This is a genomic window from Veillonella sp. VA142 (assembly GCF_003992135.1).
GTDB lineage: Bacteria > Bacillota > Negativicutes > Veillonellales > Veillonellaceae > F0422.
Genome location: NZ_RQVN01000001.1, coordinates 171,313 through 192,015 on the forward strand (window position 1 = coordinate 171,313; position 20,703 = coordinate 192,015).

At 40.1% G+C, this 20,703-nt stretch carries 12 protein-coding genes; all 12 read left to right on the top strand.

The window, feature by feature from the left end; translation table 11 throughout:
• Window positions 1–12: 12 nt before the first annotated feature.
• The 12 genes from pcrA (at window position 13) to EO117_RS00805 (ending at window position 20,698) form a co-directional block, all read left to right on the top strand.
• A complete protein-coding gene (gene pcrA, locus EO117_RS00750; RefSeq protein ID WP_126938645.1) occupies window positions 13–2,196 on the top strand; it encodes a DNA helicase PcrA in 2,184 nt (727 codons plus the stop codon).
• Window positions 2,197–2,208: 12 nt separating this feature from the next.
• Complete coding sequence (ligA, locus tag EO117_RS00755) at window positions 2,209–4,197, top strand: NAD-dependent DNA ligase LigA (protein ID WP_126938646.1); 1,989 nt, start codon at window positions 2,209–2,211, stop codon at window positions 4,195–4,197.
• Window positions 4,198–4,264: 67 nt separating this feature from the next.
• On the top strand, window positions 4,265–4,717 hold the full coding sequence (locus EO117_RS00760; protein ID WP_126938647.1) for a PaaI family thioesterase: 453 nt from the start codon (window positions 4,265–4,267) through the stop codon (window positions 4,715–4,717).
• 17 nt (window positions 4,718–4,734) lie between these two features.
• Window positions 4,735–5,757, top strand: coding sequence for a phenylalanine--tRNA ligase subunit alpha (pheS, locus tag EO117_RS00765; RefSeq protein WP_126938648.1), 1,023 nt, complete (start codon window positions 4,735–4,737; stop codon window positions 5,755–5,757).
• Window positions 5,758–5,766: 9 nt separating this feature from the next.
• Window positions 5,767–8,211, top strand: a complete 2,445-nt coding sequence (gene pheT / locus EO117_RS00770) for a phenylalanine--tRNA ligase subunit beta (protein WP_126938649.1) — start codon at window positions 5,767–5,769, stop codon at window positions 8,209–8,211.
• Window positions 8,212–8,284: 73 nt separating this feature from the next.
• Window positions 8,285–10,738 (top strand): DUF3656 domain-containing protein, encoded by a 2,454-nt coding sequence (locus tag EO117_RS00775; protein ID WP_126938650.1) that lies wholly within the window; start codon window positions 8,285–8,287, stop codon window positions 10,736–10,738.
• Window positions 10,738–13,113: an endonuclease MutS2 gene (locus tag EO117_RS00780; protein WP_126938651.1), complete on the top strand. Its 2,376-nt coding sequence runs from the start codon at window positions 10,738–10,740 to the stop codon at window positions 13,111–13,113. The genes EO117_RS00775 and EO117_RS00780 overlap by 1 nt, the downstream gene beginning before the upstream one ends.
• A 95-nt stretch (window positions 13,114–13,208) precedes the next feature.
• Window positions 13,209–15,311, top strand: coding sequence for a transglycosylase domain-containing protein (locus tag EO117_RS00785; RefSeq protein WP_126938652.1), 2,103 nt, complete (start codon window positions 13,209–13,211; stop codon window positions 15,309–15,311).
• Window positions 15,312–15,325: 14 nt separating this feature from the next.
• Window positions 15,326–16,534 carry a tyrosine--tRNA ligase gene (tyrS, locus tag EO117_RS00790; RefSeq protein ID WP_126938653.1) on the top strand — a complete coding sequence of 403 codons (1,209 nt, stop codon included), beginning with the start codon at window positions 15,326–15,328 and terminating at the stop codon, window positions 16,532–16,534.
• A gap of 283 nt (window positions 16,535–16,817) precedes the next feature.
• Window positions 16,818–19,190 (top strand): phosphoenolpyruvate synthase, encoded by a 2,373-nt coding sequence (gene ppsA / locus EO117_RS00795; RefSeq protein ID WP_126938654.1) that lies wholly within the window; start codon window positions 16,818–16,820, stop codon window positions 19,188–19,190.
• Window positions 19,191–19,241: 51 nt separating this feature from the next.
• The gene (locus EO117_RS00800) at window positions 19,242–19,871 is read left to right on the top strand and encodes a CBS domain-containing protein (protein WP_126938655.1); all 630 of its coding nucleotides are present in this window, start codon (window positions 19,242–19,244) and stop codon (window positions 19,869–19,871) included.
• Between the two features lie 5 nt (window positions 19,872–19,876).
• Window positions 19,877–20,698, top strand: a complete 822-nt coding sequence (locus tag EO117_RS00805; RefSeq protein WP_206168577.1) for a pyruvate, water dikinase regulatory protein — start codon at window positions 19,877–19,879, stop codon at window positions 20,696–20,698.
• The last annotated feature ends 5 nt before the right edge of the window (window positions 20,699–20,703 follow it).

Consider the following 20,703-nt stretch of genomic DNA (forward strand, 5'->3'; position numbering starts at 1 on the left):
AAGAGAGGTATTATGATATTTGACGGTTTAAATAAAGAGCAACAAGAGGCAGTATACGCAACAGAAGGGCCTCTTCTTATATTAGCTGGCGCTGGATCAGGCAAAACACGAGTGTTAACATATCGTATCGCCTATTTGTTGACACAAGGGGTAAGCCCCTATGAAATTTTAGCGATTACTTTTACCAATAAAGCGGCTAAAGAGATGAAAGAGCGTGTGGAAACCTTAGTGGGAGATACAGCGCACCGTATTTGGCTTAGCACATTCCATTCCTTTTGTGCAAAATTTTTACGTTTTGAGCTAGATTCTTTTATGGGATATAGTAAAAACTTTTCTATTTATGATTCCAGCGACTCTCAGGCTGTTATCAAACAGGCTATTAAAGCTTTAAATTTGGACGATAAATATTATCCTGTAGGGGCTATGCAATCACAGATTAGTGATGCGAAAAATAGAATGAAACTAGCTAAAGATTTTCGCAGTGAAGCTCGTGACTTTTATACGCAACAAGTGTCTAAGGTATATGATTATTATGAAGCAGAATTGCGTAAAAATAATGCTTTAGATTTTGATGATTTATTGCTAGTAGCTGTTAAATTATTACAGGAAAATTCAGCTGTATTAGAAAAATATAGTCATCGATTCCGGTACATTATGATTGATGAGTATCAAGATACAAACCATGCGCAATATACGTTAGCATCGTTACTAGCCTCTAAATGGAATAATTTATGTGTGGTAGGTGATGTGGATCAAAGTATTTATGCTTGGCGTGGTGCAGATATTCAAAATATTTTAGATTTTGAAAAGGATTATCCTAAAGCAATGCTTATTAAATTAGAGCAAAATTATCGGTCTACAAAAACGATTTTAGAGGCGGCTAATGCTGTTATTGATTACAATGAAGGGCGCCCTAAAAAAGTCTTGTGGACAGATAAAGATGATGGGGCTAAAATCCGTCATTTTGAAGCTCAGTCGGAGCAAGAAGAAGGAGCTTTCATAGGAGACACCATTAAAAAGCAAAAGGAAATTCATAATCGTAGTTATGGAGACATGGCTATTTTATATCGTACGAATGCTCAGTCTCGCGTGCTAGAAGAATCCATGATTAAACGTGGTATTCCTTACACCATGGTAGGGGGTACGAAGTTCTATGATCGTAAAGAAATTAAAGATGTGTTGGCCTATTTACGTATATTAATCAATCCATTTGATGATATTTGCTTACAACGCATCATCAATGTGCCAAAACGTAGTATTGGATTAACTACAGTCGGTAAATTACAGGATTTTGCAAGAGAAACGAATAATTCTCTCTTTATGACCTTGAGTCAATTGAATCAAATTCCTACGATAAAAGGTAAAACGAAAGAAAAATTAGAAGATTTTATGGGCTTAATTTTTACCTTAGTCAATGAGGGAACAGAGCTTTCCGTACAAGGTATTCTTGAGGCTGTATTAGATCGGACTGGATATGTAGTGGAATTGGAGAATAGTACAGACCCACAAGACCAAGCTCGGTTGGAAAATATTGGTGAGTTGGTATCGGTAGCGAAGGAGTTTATGGATACAAATCCAGAAGGCACTTTGCAAGATTTCTTGGAGCAAGTAGCGTTGGTGAATGATGTAGATTCCTTTGAACAAGAAGAATCAAAAGTGACATTAATGACGTTGCATGCAGCGAAAGGTCTTGAGTTTCCGGTGGTATTTTTAGCTGGCTTAGAAGAAGGATTATTCCCGCATAGCCGTACGCTAATGAATCCAGAAGAGGTGGAAGAAGAGCGCCGTATTGCTTATGTAGGGATTACTCGTGCCGAAGAAGAGTTATATGTATCCAACGCTACAACACGGACTGTATTTGGCAAAACTACGGGGTATTTACCATCTCGTTTCTTGAAAGAAATTCCTAGTGAACTCATGGAAGAAGTACGTCCAAAACGGACTGTTAAGGAAGAATTACAACGAAATGTACCATTCCATCAATCTGTAGCGAATCGACCTGTTACAAAACCGATGATTCGTAATCCACAAGTAGTAGATTGGACTGTGGGAGATATTGCTATTCATGCTAAATGGGGAGAAGGGACTGTTGTGGATGTGGTCGGTGAAGGGGCTAATGTAAAGTTAAAAATTGAGTTCCCTACACAGGGATTGCGTCAAATTATGGCTAAGTTCGCTCCTATACGAAAAAAATAAGGAAATCACACAATGAGTATTAAAGAAGACATTCAACAATTACAAAAAGAATTGGCTCATCATGCGTATTTATATTATGTAAAAAATGCGCCTGTTATTTCGGACTATGATTATGATGTGTTGTATCGAAAATTAGTGGAACTAGAAACAGCCCATCCAGAATATATTGTGTCTACCTCCCCTACACAACGTGTGGGAGCCAAGGTGGAAGGTAGCTTTAAAAAAGTAGTGCATGGACAACGTATGCTTAGCTTAAGCAATGTATTCAATGATGTTGAAGTAGAGCAATTTGGTTTACGTTGTGAAAAAGAGCTAGGACATATTCCGCAATATGTAGTGGAATTAAAGATTGATGGTTTGGCAGTTAACTTACATTATGAAAATGGTCTTTTTGTACGTGCTGTCACACGTGGTGATGGTCGTGTAGGGGAAGATGTAACAGACAATGTAAAAACTATTCAGTCTATTCCATTGGTCATTGAAAATGCACCTCCTTTCATTGAAATTCGTGGGGAAGCCTATATGCCGCATAGGGAGTTCAAACGCATCAATGAAGAAAGAGAAGAAGCTGGCTTACAAACTTTTGTCAATCCACGTAATGCGGCTGCTGGTTCCTTGCGCCAACAAGACCCGGCTATTACGGCTAGTCGAAACCTAGATTTTTTTGCCTATGCTATCGGCTCTTCAGAGGGATCGTCTATCCATACGCAATATGACTTATTGCAACAGTTAGAAACTTTCAAATTTCATGTCAATCCACATTATAAACTGTGCCATTCTATTGCAGAGGTGGTAGAACATATTCATTACTGGGAGGTAGAACGTCATCAGTTACCATATGATACAGATGGTATGGTCATCAAAGTGAATGATTTTGAAGACCAGGAAACTTTGGGTACCACGGCGAAGGATCCTAAATGGGCGACTGCATTTAAGTACCCACCAGAAGAAGTAGAGACCATCGTCAAAGATATTACCATCAATGTAGGGCGTACAGGGGTGTTGACGCCAACGGCAGAATTAGAATCTGTTTTTGTATCGGGTACTAATGTATCTCGTGCCACCTTACATAATGAAGACTTTATTAAAGAAAAAGACATTCGCATTGGTGATACGGTGCGCATTCATAAGGCGGCTGAAATTATTCCAGAGGTAATTTCTGTGGTGGTAGATAAACGAAAATCAGATTCTGTGCCTTACGAAATGCCCAATGTTTGCCCAGTTTGTGCAGCTCCTACAGTGCGCCGTGAAGGGGAAGTGGCTATCTATTGCAGCAATGAGCATTGTCCAGCGGTAGAGAAGGAAGGTATCATTCATTTTGCCTCCCGTGATGCCATGAATATCGATGGATTAGGTCCTAGTATTGTAGAAGCGCTAGTTACGAATCATCGTATTGAAACGGTAGTGGACTTGTATCATTTGAAGGAAGAGGACATTACATCTTTAGAACGCATGGGTAAAAAGTCGGCGCAAAACTTACTAAAAGCGATTGACGATTCAAAACAACGTGGCTTAGGTCGTGTGTTATTTGGGTTAGGGATTCGCCTTATTGGTGCTAAAGCAGGACAGACCATTGCAAAATACTTTACTTCCATCGATAGCTTACTGAATGCAACTATGGATGAGTTGATAAGTATCGATGAAATTGGACCGACTATGGCAAAAAGTTTGGTGGAATATTTCGGAAATGAACGAAATCGCCAAATAATAGAGGGTTTACGTAGTGCTGGTGTACGGTTAGAAGAGGAAGTACAGGAAGCTGCTGGTAATGAACTGGAAGGTCAAATCATTGTCTTGACAGGTAAACTCACTTCCATGGGGCGTACTGAAGCAGGGGCTATCTTAGAAGCTCATGGAGCGAAGGTAACTGGTTCTGTGAGTAAAAAAACTACCTTGGTCATTGCTGGTGACGATGCAGGTAGTAAATTAACAAAAGCGGAACAATTGGGTATCCCTGTGATGGATGAACAAGGATTATTAGATTTAATCAAGGATTTCTAAGCTATCTATTGATAATGAGGTAGTTTTTCCTCTATAATAAAACGATAAGCTTAGAAAGGTTATATACATGGCACATACAACATTATTAGAATACTTTCAAGAACATACAAGTTCACATCCTTTTGAGGTGCTACATCATGTTACCCTTAAGAATGTGTCACCAGGACATGTGGAACTAGACTTTCACAGTGAAGAACAGTTACATAACAATCCACGAGGCGATGTGTATGGTGGGGTGCATTTGAGTTTGTCAGATTATCTTATGGGATTGGCTTGTATTACATTAGGAAAACAAGTGACAACGGCGCAAATCAATGGCAATTTTGTGAAATCATTGCCTAAAAATGCTAGAATCCACGGTGTTTCCAATGTGGAACACAAAGGTCAAAGTACGATGGTTACATCTTGTCGTTTGTATAACGATATGGGAGAACTTGTCTATATGGGAAGTGGAACTTTTATGGTTCTTGACGATTTGGTATTACCAGAATTACCATGGTCGTTGTTAGATGAAGAATAGTTGGAGGATAGGAATCAATGAAAGAACAATTGCAAGCATTGCAAGAGAAAGCAATCGCCCAAATTCAAGGGGCTAGGAACTTGCAGGAATTACAAGATATTCGTGTTACCTATTTAGGTAAAAAAGGGGAAGTGACATCTTTATTAAAAGGACTGGGTAAACTATCTCCAGAAGAACGTCCTGCTATGGGGGCCTTGGTAAATACAGTTCGTGTAGCGTTGGAAGAAGCTTTAGATGAAGTGCAACAAAAAATGGAATCTGCTGTACTTTCAGCTAAATTACAACAAGAAACCATTGATATTACCTTACCAGGTCGTCCTGTTCGTAAAGGACATTTACATCCATTAACGCAAATCAATGAAGAAATCGAACAATTCTTTGTGTCTATGGGCTATGCTGTAGAAGAAGGTCCTGAGATTGAGTCGGACTATTTTAACTTTGAATGCTTGAATTTAGCTGCAGATCATCCAGCTCGTGATATGCAAGATTCTTTCTATATTACTGATTCCGTATTACTTCGTACCCATACATCTCCAGTGCAAGCAAGAACATTGCAAGGTAGTGAAAAAAATGCACCTATCCGTATGATTGCGCCAGGAAAAGTATATCGTTGGGACTATGATGCGACGCATTCTCCGGTATTCCATCAAGTGGAAGGTCTTGTAATTGACAAGCATATTACCTTCTCTGACTTGAAAGGAACATTGGAATTGTTCTTGAAACACATGTTTGGTGAAGATACAGCGGTTCGTTTCCGTACAAGTTTCTTCCCTTTCACAGAACCAAGTGCAGAAGTAGATATTTCTTGTTGCATGTGCCACGGTGAAGGATGCCGTGTATGCTCTCATACAGGGTGGTTAGAAATTCTTGGTTGCGGTATGGTACATCCAAATGTATTGAAATTGAATGGTTACGATCCAAGTGAAGTACAAGGTTTTGCCTTTGGTATGGGCGTAGAACGTATTGCAATGTTAAAATATGGTATTAATGATTTACGTTTATTCTATGAAAATGATAAACGTTTCTTGACGCAATTCTAGGAGGTTATCGTGAAAGCTAGTTTACAATGGATGAAAGACTATGTATCTGTGAATATTGGCGAGAACCCTCAAGAGTTTGCAGATGCCTTAACACAAGCAGGTATTCCAGTGGAGGAAGTGATCCACTGTGATACAGGTATTAAAAAGATATACACAGGAAAAATCGTAGAAATTACGAAACATCCTGATGCAGATAAATTACAAGTGTGCCAAGTAGAATGCTTAACAGAAGAAGGGGAGCCGGTTACGAAACAAATCGTAACAGCTGCTACTAATGTGGCAGTGGGACAAATTGTTCCTGTAGCGTACCATAAATCTCGTTTAGCAGATGGTACAGAAATTAAAAAAGGCAAACTTCGTGGAGAAGTGTCGGAAGGCATGTTCTGTTCTGTAGCGGAGTTCGGTTTATCTACCGATGTAGTGTTACCAGAAGAAGCGACTGGTATTTATATCTTCCCTGAGGGTACAGCTATTGGACAAGATGTAAAAGAAGTGTTAGGTCTTACTGATGTAGTGTACGAATTTGAACTAACACCAAATCGTGCAGATTGTTTCTCCATGGTGGGCCTAAGCCGAGAATTTGCCGTATTAGGTAAGTCAGAAACTACTTTCCCAGAGGTAACAGTACCAGAAGAAGGGGCGTCTATTGAAGGTCGTTTGAATATCTCTATTGACGACACTGAGTTGTGCTCTCGTTTTATGGGACGCTTGATTGAAAATGTAACAGTTCAAAAATCTCCATTATGGTTGCAAAATCGTTTGCGCAATTGCGGCATTCGTCCTATCAATAATGTGGTGGACGTAACGAACTATGTGATGTTGGAGTTAGGTCAACCAATGCATGCGTACGACTATGATCATCTACATGGACATAGTTTAGTGGCTCGCAAAGCAACAGCAGGCGAAGTGATTCAAACCTTAGATAGCAATGATCGTACATTAACAGATACTATGCTTGTTATCGCTGATGCTACTCGTCCTGTAGGGGTTGCTGGCGTCATGGGTGGTGCTGATAGCGAAGTGTCCAATGCAACAACAACAGTAGTATTAGAAGCTGCTGTATTCAATGGTGCCTCTATTCGCCGCACGTCTCGTGCATTAGGCTTGCGGTCTGAAGCCTCTGGTCGTTTTGAGCGCGGTGTGAATAGTGAAATGACTCCGTTAGCATTAGATAGAGCTGCTCAATTGTTGTTGGAAATCACACCAGGTTCTACAGTAGCAAAAGGCGTTATCGACGTGTACGCAACACCGAAAGAAGTGCGCACAGTGTCTTTCACAAGCACAGCTGTCAATGCGTACTTAGGAACTGATATCGATGAAGCAGAAATAATTAGCATTTTGCGTACTTTATCTTTCACAGTGGAACAAGAAGGTGACCTATTAGCCGCTACGGTTCCATCTTGGCGTGATGATGTAACAGGTATGCCAGATATTGCGGAAGAAGTGGCACGTATTCATAATTATGATGAAATTCAACCAACGACACCATTGGCACGTATCCAAACTGGTACTGTGTCGCCAATGCATGCTTTGGTACATGATGTGAAACACAGCTTAGCAGCTGCTGGATTAGATGAAATTATTACTTTCAGTTTCATGCATAAAGATAGTTTACAAGATTTGTTGATTCCTGAAACAGATAGCAGACATCAAGCGATTCCTATTCTGAATCCTATTTCAGAGGAATTCCCAGTGATGCGTACTACATTGGTGCCTAGCGTGTTGGAAACTGCAAAACGCAATGTAGCGCAAAAGAATTTAGATTTAGCAGTTTTTGAAGTGGCTGCTGTGTATGAACCTAAGGCATTGCCACTTACAGAATTGCCAAAAGAACGCATGATGGCAGCGGGAGTTATTTTAGGCAAATGGGATCGCCAAGAATGGAATGTACCGGCTAGAAATGTAGATTTCTATGATCTAAAAGGTATTATTGAATCTGTATTAGCAAATCTTGGTGTTGAAGAGTATGCAATCAGCCGTAGCAAAGAACATTATTTACATCCAGGTGTGAGTGCTAGTATCTCCGTAGAGGGTGTTGAAATCGTACGCTTTGGTGAATTACATCCACAAGTAGCAAGTCATTATGACATTAGTGGTAAAGCATATTTATTTGAAATGGATTTAGAAGCATTGTTACAACTGAACCGCAAAGGAATTTCTTTCACAGGTATTTCTAAATTCCCAGGTACAAGCCGTGACTTGGCCATTGTGGCACCAAACACAGTACAAGCGGGTGACATCTTGGCAGTGATGCAAGAAGAAGGCGGCCAGTATATAGAAACTGTTCGTATCTTTGATGTATATGAAGGAGAACATATTCAAGAAGGATATCGAAGCTTAGCCTATACGTTATCTTTCCGTTCTCATGAAGGAACATTGGTAGATGCTGATATTGATGATAGAATCCAAGCGATTTTAGCAAGATTAGCTGACAAAGGTTGTACATTACGATAGAACGCAAATCCTACGGGATGTATAGAATCGGTCATCTCTTTCAGGGATGACCGATTTATTATAAGGAGTTATGATGGAATTATTAGCCCCAGCAGGGACAATGGAAAACTTCATGGCAGCCCTTGAGGCAGGGGCTGATGCCATTTATTTAGGCGGTAAAGTATTTAATGCGCGCTCACATGCAGGAAATTTTGACTATGATGAGCTACGAGAAGCATTACGTTTAGCACATATATTACAAGTAGGTATTTATGTAACCGTGAATATTCTAGTAGGTGACCGTGAAAGCAAAGCCTTGGCAGAGCACTTACGTGAGTTAGAACACATCGGTGTAGATGGTATTATTGTGCAAGATCTTGGCGTTGCAAGAATTTCACGACAAGTAGCACCTACCTTAGAATTACATGGTAGTACGCAAATGACAGCTGCTAATTTGGAGACTGTACAATTTTTAGAACGATTGGGATTTACACGAGTGGTTCTATCTAGGGAACTGAGCCTAGATGAGATCCGCCATATCTGTGCACATGCGAAGGCTGAAATTGAAGTCTTTATTCATGGAGCTCTTTGCATTTCTTATTCTGGACAATGTTTGATGAGTAGCTTTATTGGTGGACGCAGTGGAAATAGAGGTTCTTGTGCACAGCCTTGTCGGTTACCTTATCAACTGGTTTCCTTAGATGGTGAACAAATTACCCATGATAAAGAGACTTATATCATGAGCCCTAAGGACTTGAACTATAGTGCATATATGAAAGAGCTTATCGAAGCAGGTGTCGCTTCATTCAAAGTAGAAGGACGCATGAAAAAGGTATCCTATGTGCATGAAGTGATCGGTACATATCGGACTATTATCGATAGATCTGGACAAGCCACAGAGGCTGATTTTGCTCGTTTAGAAGAAGGATTCAATCGTGGGTTTTCTACTGCCTATTTAGAAAATAATGGCTCTAAGTCCATGATGACTATTAGTGCTCCTAACCATTTGGGTAAATACCTTGGGAAAGGGCATGTCAAAGGACGTACCTTAACGATAGAAACTACAGAAATAATCAATGTGGGAGATTTACTGAAGGTGATTTCCCATACCGGTGATGTGCACTATATTACAGTTTCTGCAGATATGATAAGCCAACGTGGTGTTTACAAGATTCCTCTTACTGAAAATATGGAATCTGGCAAGGTATACCGTGCCAGTCAAGGTGGATATACAAAACAGCGGGGATTGAAAGATTTTACTCGTAAATACAAAACCTATATGTTCTTATATGGCGAAGAAGGTAGTACTGTTTCATTGACAATGATGTTAGAGTCTGGTCAAACGGTTACGGTTACTGATGAATATGTATTACAAATAGCTAATAACAAACCCACGTCAACGGATAAAATTATGGAACAATTAGGCCGTTTAGGAAATACATTATTTGATTTAGATCATGTAACGGTTCCAGATGGGCTTTTTATGTGGCCTAGCAGTGTCTTAAATAACCTTCGTAGAAGTGCTGTAGAAGCTATGGAAGAACTGCTTATCGGTCAATACGTAGAATCCTGGGAAACTCGTAAAAAGAATTTGCCGCATGGCATGGAATTACTAGGAGACATGACTAAATCCGTAGGTCAAGTGTTAGGATTTACTCAAATTTCTACCTTAGAATCTGATACAAAATACTTAGAAATCCTAGTGGATTCTGTAGAAAGTGTTCAGCAGGCAGTCAAGACACCAGTGGACCGCATTGTATTTGGAGATCCATTACACAGAATCCCCGTGACTCAGACCGCTTATGAGGAGATTGTACAGCTTTGTCGAGATGCTAAGAAAGATATTATCTTCAGTACCCCAAGGGTAATCAAGGATAATGAAAGCACAGCTTTCAGAGATATGCTGTCCTATATGGTACAAGCAAAGCCCGATGGGATTCGAGTCCATTTCTTGGGCGCTTTAGAAGTATTACATCAACTGGGATATAAAGGAATTGTGGAAGGTGATACAGGATTACAAACGTTCAACTCGCATACCTTAAGTATCTTGAAAGATTTAGGGTTTACTACTACCAACGTATCCTTAGAAGCTACCTTGCATCAAATGAATACAATGGCGAGTAAAAATATTATGCCTATTGGAGCTATTGTGCAGGGTCGTGTAGAATTGATGATTTCGGAATATTGTCCTATCAGTAGTTTTGCAGGTACTGGCTATAAACGGGGTTGTCCATTAGTGTGTACGAAACGAGACTATGCGTTACAGGATAGAAAAGGGGAAGTGTTCCCTATCTATACAGATCCCTTCTGTCGCACTCATATCATGAATAGTCGTGAGTTAGACATGAAAAGCTATATCGATGATTTGCGTCGTTCTGGATTACAACGTCTAATCATTGATGGAAGACAACGAAGCCCTCAATGGATTGTTAACGAGGTGAGTATGTATCATCAGTTACTAGAGGGGTCTATGAAAGCACCAAGCAAAGAGGGAGCTACTCATATCACACGGGGGCACTTTTTTAAAGGAATTTTAGGGGAATCATAATGAATAGTGAACAAATCTTAGACTTTCAACATATACGGCAAAAGCTAGCAGATGTGTGTTCTTCTGCGATAGCTAAAGAATATGCACTAAATTTGCAACCGATGCACAACCGTCAAAAAATTGAAGATGCTCTAGATGAAACAGTGGAAGCTATGCGCTCTTTAGAGCAAGAAGTGGAGCAACCCATCAGTGGCACGAAAGATATTCGCACAACTTGTACGAAAAGTCGCAAAGAAATTATTTTGACTCGTGAAGAACTTTGGGACTTGCATACCACTATCTTGGCATATAATCGAATGCATCGTTTTTTTAAAGAAAAGTATTTGCTCTACCCATTACTATCTTTGTGGGTACAGGATTTGCCAAGTCATGATAAGCTGACTAAGCGATTTGAACGAACTTTTGATGCCTACGGTGTGTTATTGGATAGCGCTACACCCAAACTACAACAGTTGCGTATGACCATGAGCCGCACCAAAAATACTATCAAAAATGACTTACAAAGAATATTGCAGGACAAGGATAATCAAAAATATTTTCAAGAAGCCATTGTTACTATGCGTAATAATCGCTACGTCATTCCTGTAAAACAAGAATATCGAGGAGCATTTCCTGGTCTTATCCATGACAGATCTGCGACAGGTGCCACTTTATATATTGAGCCCATGCGATTAGTGGACTTAAATAATGAATTGCAGGAAGCTACCTTGGCAGAAGAACAAGAAGTACTTCGTATCTATAAAGAATTAACAGAACTCGTACGAGCTCATGCAGATACATTATTGGATGCTTGTAAACGTGTATCCCATGTAGAATTTGTCTATGGAAAAGCAGAATTAGCCATACGGATGAAAGCTGTCCGTGCCACGATTAGTCAAGGTCGAGAGGTAAACCTACTACAAGCTCGCCACCCTATGCTCGCTCCTAATGTAGTCGTGCCTACTACCATTACGTTGGGGACGAAATATCGCATTTTGCTGATTACCGGTTCTAACACTGGTGGTAAAACGGTATCGTTAAAGACTTTGGGGCTATTGGCATTGATGAACCAGAGTGGATTATGTATTCCAGCGGACAGTGGGTCTACGTTACCAATTTTTCACCATATCTATGCAGACATTGGAGATGAACAAAGCATTGAAGCCAGCTTGAGTACTTTTTCAGCTCATATGACACAAGTGATTGGAATTTTAAAAAGGGTGGGTCCCAATGATTTAGTGCTTCTTGATGAGTTGGGGTCTGGTACAGATCCAGAGGAAGGGAGTGCATTAGGGATTGCTATCATTGAATACTTCCGTAAAAAGGGGGCACTCATGATGGTGAGTACCCACTATAATGAGCTCAAAACCTATGCCTATCAAACGGAGGGTGTCGAAAATGGTCATGTGGAGTTTGATGAAAGAACTTTACGTCCCACATATCGTTTACATATTGGTGTAGCAGGTAGTTCACATGCCCTTAGTATTGCAGCTCGCTTAGGATTACCCCAAGAGGTGGTGGACTTAGCTCGCAAACAATGGGAATTAAACGGACGTAGTGCTATGGAAGATATGCTCCGCGAGTTAAACCAAGAGCTTAGGAAAACGCAAGAGCGAGAACGAGCTTTGAAAAAAGAACAAGAAGAAGTTCGTCGCATGCGCACGCAAGTGATGCGCGATAAAAAAGCGTTACAAGATAAGAAAAAGGTCATCTTAGAAAAAGCTCGCGAAGAAGCGCAAAATATGAAACGTTCTGTTCGTATTGAAAGTGAACAAATCATTAAAGAGTTAAAAGGTTCTTTCCATGAAACAGATAAACAAAAACGTCAGGATGCGATTTCTAAAGCTAGAAAAGGTGTTTCTAATGTATCTGTTCCTACAGGTGTTGTGGAAAAACGAGAACGCTTAGATGTGACTAAGGTAAAAGTGGGAGATGTGGTATTTCTAGACAACCTACAATCCATAGGCACTATATTGGTGATCCAAGGGAAACGGATTCAAGTGGATATGAATGGACTTACGGTGACTGTGAAAGAAAAAGATCTATTAGCAGCCACTCGTGAGGAAGCTAGTGCTTTATTACGTAAAGAAAATCCTGTACCTATGTCCAATCGTCAACGCAAACGTTCTGGTATGGCTGTGATTCGTCAACAACAAGCATCGACAGAACTTAATATCATTGGAAAGACTGTGGATGAAGCCATTGTAGAAGTAGGACGTTTTATTGACCAAGCCATACTAGCCGGATTAAATTCAGTTCGTATCGTTCATGGCAAAGGAACGGGAGCATTACGTGCGGGGGTTCATGATTATTTACGAACCTTACCAGGAATTAAAAGTTATGACCTAGCTAGTTTAGACGAGGGTGGTGCAGGTGCTACAACGGTTATCCTATAGTAGGGTTTAGAGGAATTCGATTTGTACAAACATCAGCAAATAGAGTATAATTAAGGGTGTTCTATAGGAAATAAAGAGCTTTAGAGAGGTGACATATGAATCCTAGTTCATCAAGAGCAATTCCTCCGAGGAGACGAGTTGTCAAAAAGAAACCAGTGAAGAAAAAATCATCATGGAAACGTTCCTTTTGGTTATTCTTCATCTTATTTATATTAATTGTTGCAGGAGCAGGGTGTGGATTTTTAGGTGCCACCATGTCTTCTTTGCCTGATGTAGCGAATGTAAAACCTGCGGCATCATCTCAAATTTATGATGCCAATGGAGATTTGATCACTACTGTTCATTCAGAGGAAAATCGTGTACCAGTCAAGTTGGCTACGATTCCTAAGAAACTTCAAAATGCGTTTATTGCTACAGAAGATAATCGTTTTTATAGTCATCACGGTATCGACCCTATTGGTATCTTGCGTGCTATATGGGTTAATATTGTTCACGATGGTGTGACAGAAGGTGGTTCTACGATTACCCAACAATTAGCTAGAAATGCATTCCTAACCCAAGATCGTACTTTCAAACGAAAGATTATGGAAGCTTTATTGGCTTTACGTATTGAACAACGCTATACCAAAGATGAAATTCTAGAAATGTATATGAACCAAATTTACTTTGGTCAAGGTGCGTATGGAGTGCAAACTGCATCTCATGTTTATTTTGGTAAAGATGTACAAGATTTATCGCTAGCGCAAATGGCAATTCTAGCAGGCTTGCCACAAAGTCCTAATTATTATTCTCCATTTAATAATCTTAAGGCTGCAAAAGCACGTCAAGCTGTTGTATTAGGACAGATGGTAAAATATGAATATTTGTCACAGGGCGAAGCAGAAGAGGCAAAGAATGCTGATATACATTTGCTAGATAAACCGCAATCCTCTAATGGATATGGTAGTATGGGATACTTTATTAACTATGTAATCAATGAAGTGTCGGAACGCTATGGTGATAATGCGATTTATAAAGAAGGTATGAAAATCTATACCACCATTGACATGAAAGCACAACGTGCAGCAGAAAAAGCGATGGAAAACTTGCCGGATTATTATACTGATGCAAATGGTTTACGCCAGCCACAAGGGGCATTGATTTCTATCAACCCTCATGATGGACATATTGTGGCTATGGTTGGGGGTAGAGGAAATGACTCTTTTAATCGCGCTACTATGGCGGTACGTCAACCAGGCTCATCTTTCAAGCCATTTGTGTACTTAGTAGCACTTAAACATGGTGATAATCCAGGTACTGTGTATGTGGATAAACCGTTGGAGTTCCATGGTTGGAAACCGCACAACTATTCGCGTAAACACTACGGTGCCATGACGATGCGTAATGCTGTGGCTCATTCCAATAACATAGTAGCTGTATTGGCAGCTGATAAAGTGGGTATGTCCAACGTGCTAGACTTAGCAGAAAAAATGGGTATTACCACATTGGATAAAAAAGGGGATGATAACTTAGCCGTAGCCTTAGGTGGTTTAACAAAAGGTGTGACACCAATAGACATGGCTGTGGCGTACGGTGTTCTTGCCAATAATGGTGTGAAAGTTAAACCAGTGGCAATTACAAAAATTGTAGACCGCAATAACAATATTGTAGAAGAATCATCCATTGAAGAAACTCGTGTAGTAGAACCTAAATACGCCTACATAATGACGAATATGCTAGAATCTGGTATTAAATATGGTACTGGTGGTAATGCTTACTTTGGACGTCCTGCAGCAGGTAAAACGGGAACTACAGACGAAGAAAAAGATGCTTGGTTTGCTGGATATACGCCTGATTTAGTCACAGTTGTTTGGATGGGTGACGATAGTGGTTCTGAAACATTACATGGTACCACAGGGGCTCAAACGCCAGCGATTATCTGGAGACAATATATGCAAGCAGCCTTAGCTGATACACCTGCATCAAACTTTACCGTGCCAGATGGGGTAGGACCAGAGGCCTATGCGGGTAATACAAACCCAGCTACAGATAAGAAAAAAGATGACAAAGATAAAAAAGATAAAGATAAGAAAGATGGAGATGGAGATTTAGATAACGATGATGGTACAACATCCAATGATGAAAGCCCTTCTAAATCAAAAAGTAATAAAGGGAAAGACCCCGTTATTACTCCTAAATCCTCTAAAAGTTCACAGTAATATAGGAGATACTTATGATTAGCGCAGCAGAGCAGTTTCGCCTCATCTCTCATGGGGTAGCTGATCTTTTACCGGAAGATGAATTTAAAAAGAAATTAGAAAAATCCGTGGCTACTAATACGCCATTGATTGTTAAATTAGGCTTGGATCCAACAGCTCCAGATATCCATTTAGGTCATACTGTAGTATTGCGTAAGTTGAAACTATTCCAAGATTTTGGTCATAGAGTCATCATCCTTATTGGTGACTTTACGGCTCGTATCGGTGACCCAACTGGTAAAAGTGTAACACGTCCTCCATTGACGGAAGAACAGGTTGTGACTAATGCGAAAACATACCAAGAACAAATTTTTAAGGTCTTAGATCCTGAAAAAACAGAAGTTCGTTTTAATAGTGAATGGTTGAGTAAATTAGACTTTGCCGATGTATTAAAATTGGCATCGAAATATACAGTAGCTCGTATGTTAGAACGTGATGATTTTCATAAACGATACACAGAAGGTCGACCAATTAGCATTCATGAGTTTATGTATCCATTGATGCAAGGGTATGATTCTATTGCTTTGAAAGCTGATGTGGAATTTGGTGGTACTGACCAAACTTTCAACTTGTTGATGGGTCGTCATCTACAAGGCGAAGAAGGCATGCCAGAGCAAACGATCATCACGATGCCGATTTTAGAAGGCCTTGATGGGGTTCAAAAAATGAGTAAATCCCTTGGCAACTATATTGGTATTAGCGAGGCTCCTTCTGAAATGTATGGTAAAGCCATGTCTATTCCAGACGAATTGATGATGCGTTACTTTATGCTTGTTACCGATATGTCTATTGAGGAACAAGAACAACTGAGCAAAGATTTAGAATCTGGGGCAGCACATCCTAGAGATGTGAAAATGAAATTGGCTCATACCATTGTTCGTTTGTACCATGGTGAAGAGGCTGCTAACTTTGGGCAAGATGAGTTTATTCGTGTATTCCAAAAACATGCAATGCCAACAGATATTCCTGAATATAAAGTGGCTATTACAGAAGAACCTGTTTTCGTACCGCAATTGCTATCTGATGCAGGTTTAACAGCAAGTAATGGAGAAGCTAGACGATCCATTAAAGCAGGAGCATTTAAGATTGATGGCGAAAAATGCGGTGAAGAGCATATTGTATTGAAAGATGGCATGGTATTGCAAATTGGGAAACGGAAATTCATCAAAATCGTCTCTTGCTAGTCTATGTAGCCTGTGGCGGTTCTAACTAAATAGTGCAAAGGGAAGCCCATGGCATACTCCTTCTCAAACGGTATTTCATAATGTTTGTTCAGGAGCACGCCATGGGCTTCTTGTGTTTGTGTGATTTAGGTAGTAAGGGACCGCCACGAGGCTACTACGTCTAACTGCGTTCCTCTGGGGTTATTAGAACACCACATATGCATCAAATTATGCTTGACTATTTATTATATGTGTTGTACTATATACTTAAATTATGAGTACTATTTCTAATGGAGGATGAATCATGAGTCGTGATACTGCATATGTTCTTTGGTTTGATGAATTGCATCGTGAGGATGTGGATATTGTTGGTGGTAAGTCTTCTTCTTTGGGAGAAATGACTTCTTCTACGAATGTGCCTGTTCCTTATGGCTATGCTACGACAGCCCATGGCTATCGTTATTTCATGGAAGAAACTGGTTTGGTGGAACGTATTAAAGCTAAATTGGAAGAATTACATGATGTAGAGAACTCTGCGTTGTTACGTAAGGTCACTGCAGAAGTGCGTCAAATGATTATGGATGAAGAAATGCCAGCTCCATTGGCTGAGGCCATTCGTAAGGGCTATGAAGAATTAGCCCGTAAAGTAGGAGAAGAAAATCCATTCGTGGCAGTTCGTTCGAGTGCTACTGCAGAAGATTTGCCAGATGCTAGCTTTGCGGGTCAACAAGATACATATTTAAATGTTCGCGGTGCAGATATGATTATTGCGAAAGTAAAGGAATGCTATGCATCTACTTTCACAGACCGTGCTACGTACTATCGTGTAAAACAAGGTTTCGATCATATGACGGTAGCATTGTCTGCAGCCATTCAAATGATGGTATACTCCAAAGCCGCAGGGGTTATGTTCTCTGTGAACATCATGAATGGAGATGACAAATCGATCATCATTGAAGGTTCTTGGGGCCTTGGTGAATATGTAGTACAAGGCACTGTGACGCCAGATAATTTCACTGTAGACAAAGCGACTTTGCAAATTACAGATCGCATGATTAATGATAAAAATGTGGCATTAGTTCGTAAACCTGATGGAGATTGTGAAGAAATTCAAATCTCAGAAGATCAAGCTCGTGCTCAAGTGATTACGGATGCACAAGTTATCGAACTTGCAACGTATGCAAAAGCAATTGAAAAACATTATGGTTGCTACATGGATATGGAATGGGGCATCGATGAGCGTGATGGTAAAGTATGGATTTTACAAGCTCGTCCAGAAACTGTATTCTCTCAAAAGAAAGAAAAAGAAGAAACTGTGGCGGAAGCGACTACCACAGAACGTAAGATTGTTGTAAAAGGTCTTCCTGCGAGCCCTGGTAAAGCAGCAGGTCGTACTCATGTCATCGAAAATCCAGAAGACATCGATGATTTTAAAGAAGGAGAAATTCTTGTTACTACTATGACCGCACCTGATTGGGTACCAGCGATGAAGAAGGCAAAGGCTATCGTCACAGATGCTGGTGGTATGACTTGTCATGCATCTATCGTAAGCCGTGAGTTGGGGATTCCTTGTATTGTAGGCACAAAATCTCGCAGTGAAGAAGCCACAAAAACAATTTCTAACGGTCAAATGATTACTGTAGATGCTACCAATGGCATTGTCTATGATGGTATCTTGGAAGATGCTACTAAAAAGGCAGAACCTGCAGTAGAAGCTCGTTACGTAGAGCCAACACCGATTACAGGTACTAAAATCTACATGAATCTAGGTGATCCAGACTTAGCTGAAAGATATGGTGTATTACCTTGTGATGGTATCGGATTAATGCGTGAAGAGTTCATTTGGACTACGTTCATCCATGAACACCCAATGCATTTAATCGAAACTGGTCGTCGTGACTTTGCTATCGATACATTAGCAGAAGGTATGCGTAAAGTATGTGCAGCTTTAGCACCTCGACAAGTGGTATTGCGTTTAAGTGACTTCAAATCTAGTGAATACCGTGATTTGAATGGTGGCGACAAGTACGAGCCAGAAGAATCTAGCGCTTTATTGGGATTCCGCGGCGCTTCTCGCTATTATGATGAACGCTATGCACCTGCATTCTTGTTAGAACTAGAAGCCATCAAAAAAGTGCGCAATGAATTTGGCTTTAAAAACTTACAAGTCATGATTCCATTCTGCCGTACTGTGAATGAAGCAGCTGAAGTGACTCGCATCATGGCAGAACATGGTTTACAACGTAATGCAGATTTCAAAGTATGGTTGATGGCTGAAATCCCTGCGAACATTATCTTGGCGGATCAATTCAATCAATATGTAGATGGTTACTCTATCGGTTCCAACGATTTGACTATGCTCGTATTGGGTTGTGATCGCGATAACGAAACAGTACAACATATTTATGATGAAAGAAACTTGGCTGTGAAACGTGCGATTAAACATTTAATTGAAACGGCACACAAAGATGGCAAAACTGTATCTATCTGTGGACAAGCGCCAAGTGTATATCCAGAGTTCTGTGAGTTCTTAGTTCGTCATGGCATCGACTCTATTTCTGTAAATCCAGATGCTGTGGTATCTACTAAAAAAATGGTAGCACAACTGGAACAACGCATTATGCTAGATGCTTTGACAGGTAAAGGTCGTCAAAATACAGAAGCTTTAGATTGGTAATACATAAGGGGGCTCTGGAAGGAGCCTCCTTTTTCATAGAAAGGTAATACAATGAATCTTTCAAAACGACAAGAATCAATTGTGCAAATTGTACAACAAGAAGGGCCTATCACTGGTAAAGCTATCGCCGCAAAATTGGACTTAACGAGGTCTGCGTTGCGATCAGATTTGACGGTATTAACGATGATGGGTATTTTAGACGCACGCCCTAAGGTAGGGTATTACTATGTTGGTAAAGTGGCAAATAATCCCTTAGCGGCAGAAATCAGCAGCTTTACAGTGGCACAAGTTATGTCAAGTGTGGTAGCAGTCAGTTCCACAGCATCTGTGTATGACACAATTGTCACCATGTTTACAGAAGATGTAGGAACTATCTTAATCTGCGATGATGGTATATTAAAAGGAGTGGTCTCTCGTAAAGATTTACTTCGTGCCTCTCTGGGAGGGTCTGATTTAAACTCCATGCCTATTTCTATGATCATGACACCCACTAGTAAAGTGGTAGTGGCCTATCCAGATATGTCTGTTGTGGAAGCTGTGGAACGAATGATTGATTTTGAAATCGATTGCGTACCGGTGGTAGATAAGGTATTATTAGAGACAAGCAAAGAATATCGTGTAGTAGGTCGTATTTCTAAAACAACAGTAACACGTTTATTTTGGGACTGTGGAAAACGATAGGAGTAATTATGGCTAAAATTATTTATGCAATTTCTGACTCCCTAGGGGAAACAGCTGAATCAGTGGCACGTGCTACGGCAAGTCAATATGATAAAGAAACAATTGATATCGTTCGCGTGCCTTATATTAATGATGAATTACAAATCAATGAAGTGGTAAAAGAAGCCGCTACCGGTGGGCATGTCATCTGTCATACCATCGTATCACCAGACCTTCGCTCCTATTTGGATAGGGCTTGTAAAGAACAAGGGGTGCAATCTGTAGATATTATGGGCCCTGTGATGAATGCAGTAGGGACTATGACAGATACAGAGCCTAGATTGGCTCCTGGTATGATTCATAAGCTCGACCAAGAATATTTCAAAAAGGTAGAGGCTATTGAATTTGCCGTGAAATATGATGATGGTAAAAATCCAAAAGGCTTTGAAAAAGCAGATATTGTTATCATTGGTATTTCTCGCACTAGTAAAACACCATTGTCTATGTTCTTAGCGTACAAAAAAATTAAAGCTGCCAACTTACCATTAGTGCCGGAAGTGCCTTTGCCAGAAGAATTATTCCAAATTCCAGGGCGCAAGATTGTAGGGTTAATTATTGATCCTTTCAAATTGAATAATATTCGTGAGGAACGTCTTCGTACTATGGGGTTACATGCAGATGCGAATTATGCCAATGTAAGTCGTATTGAAGAAGAGTTAAATTATGCAAAAACTGTGATGAGACGGTTACATTGCCCAGTACTTGATGTAACTAATAAATCTATCGAAGAAACAGCAGGTATGGTGATGCAAATTATTCAAAAAAATCGTGTTATGGAAACGCGTTAAGTCAG

What these genes read in the sequence shown, in the direction of transcription:
- pheS (WP_126938648.1), top strand. Translation starts at nt 4,735, where the DNA reads ATGAAAGAACAATTGCAAGCATTGCAAGAGAAAGCAATCGCCCAAATT.
- pcrA (WP_126938645.1), top strand. Translation starts at nt 13, where the DNA reads ATGATATTTGACGGTTTAAATAAAGAGCAACAAGAGGCAGTATACGCA.
- ligA (WP_126938646.1), top strand. Translation starts at nt 2,209, where the DNA reads ATGAGTATTAAAGAAGACATTCAACAATTACAAAAAGAATTGGCTCAT.
- ppsA (WP_126938654.1), top strand. Translation starts at nt 16,818, where the DNA reads ATGAGTCGTGATACTGCATATGTTCTTTGGTTTGATGAATTGCATCGT.
- EO117_RS00800 (WP_126938655.1), top strand. Translation starts at nt 19,242, where the DNA reads ATGAATCTTTCAAAACGACAAGAATCAATTGTGCAAATTGTACAACAA.
- EO117_RS00775 (WP_126938650.1), top strand. Translation starts at nt 8,285, where the DNA reads ATGGAATTATTAGCCCCAGCAGGGACAATGGAAAACTTCATGGCAGCC.
- EO117_RS00785 (WP_126938652.1), top strand. Translation starts at nt 13,209, where the DNA reads ATGAATCCTAGTTCATCAAGAGCAATTCCTCCGAGGAGACGAGTTGTC.
- EO117_RS00760 (WP_126938647.1), top strand. Translation starts at nt 4,265, where the DNA reads ATGGCACATACAACATTATTAGAATACTTTCAAGAACATACAAGTTCA.
- EO117_RS00780 (WP_126938651.1), top strand. Translation starts at nt 10,738, where the DNA reads ATGAATAGTGAACAAATCTTAGACTTTCAACATATACGGCAAAAGCTA.
- tyrS (WP_126938653.1), top strand. Translation starts at nt 15,326, where the DNA reads ATGATTAGCGCAGCAGAGCAGTTTCGCCTCATCTCTCATGGGGTAGCT.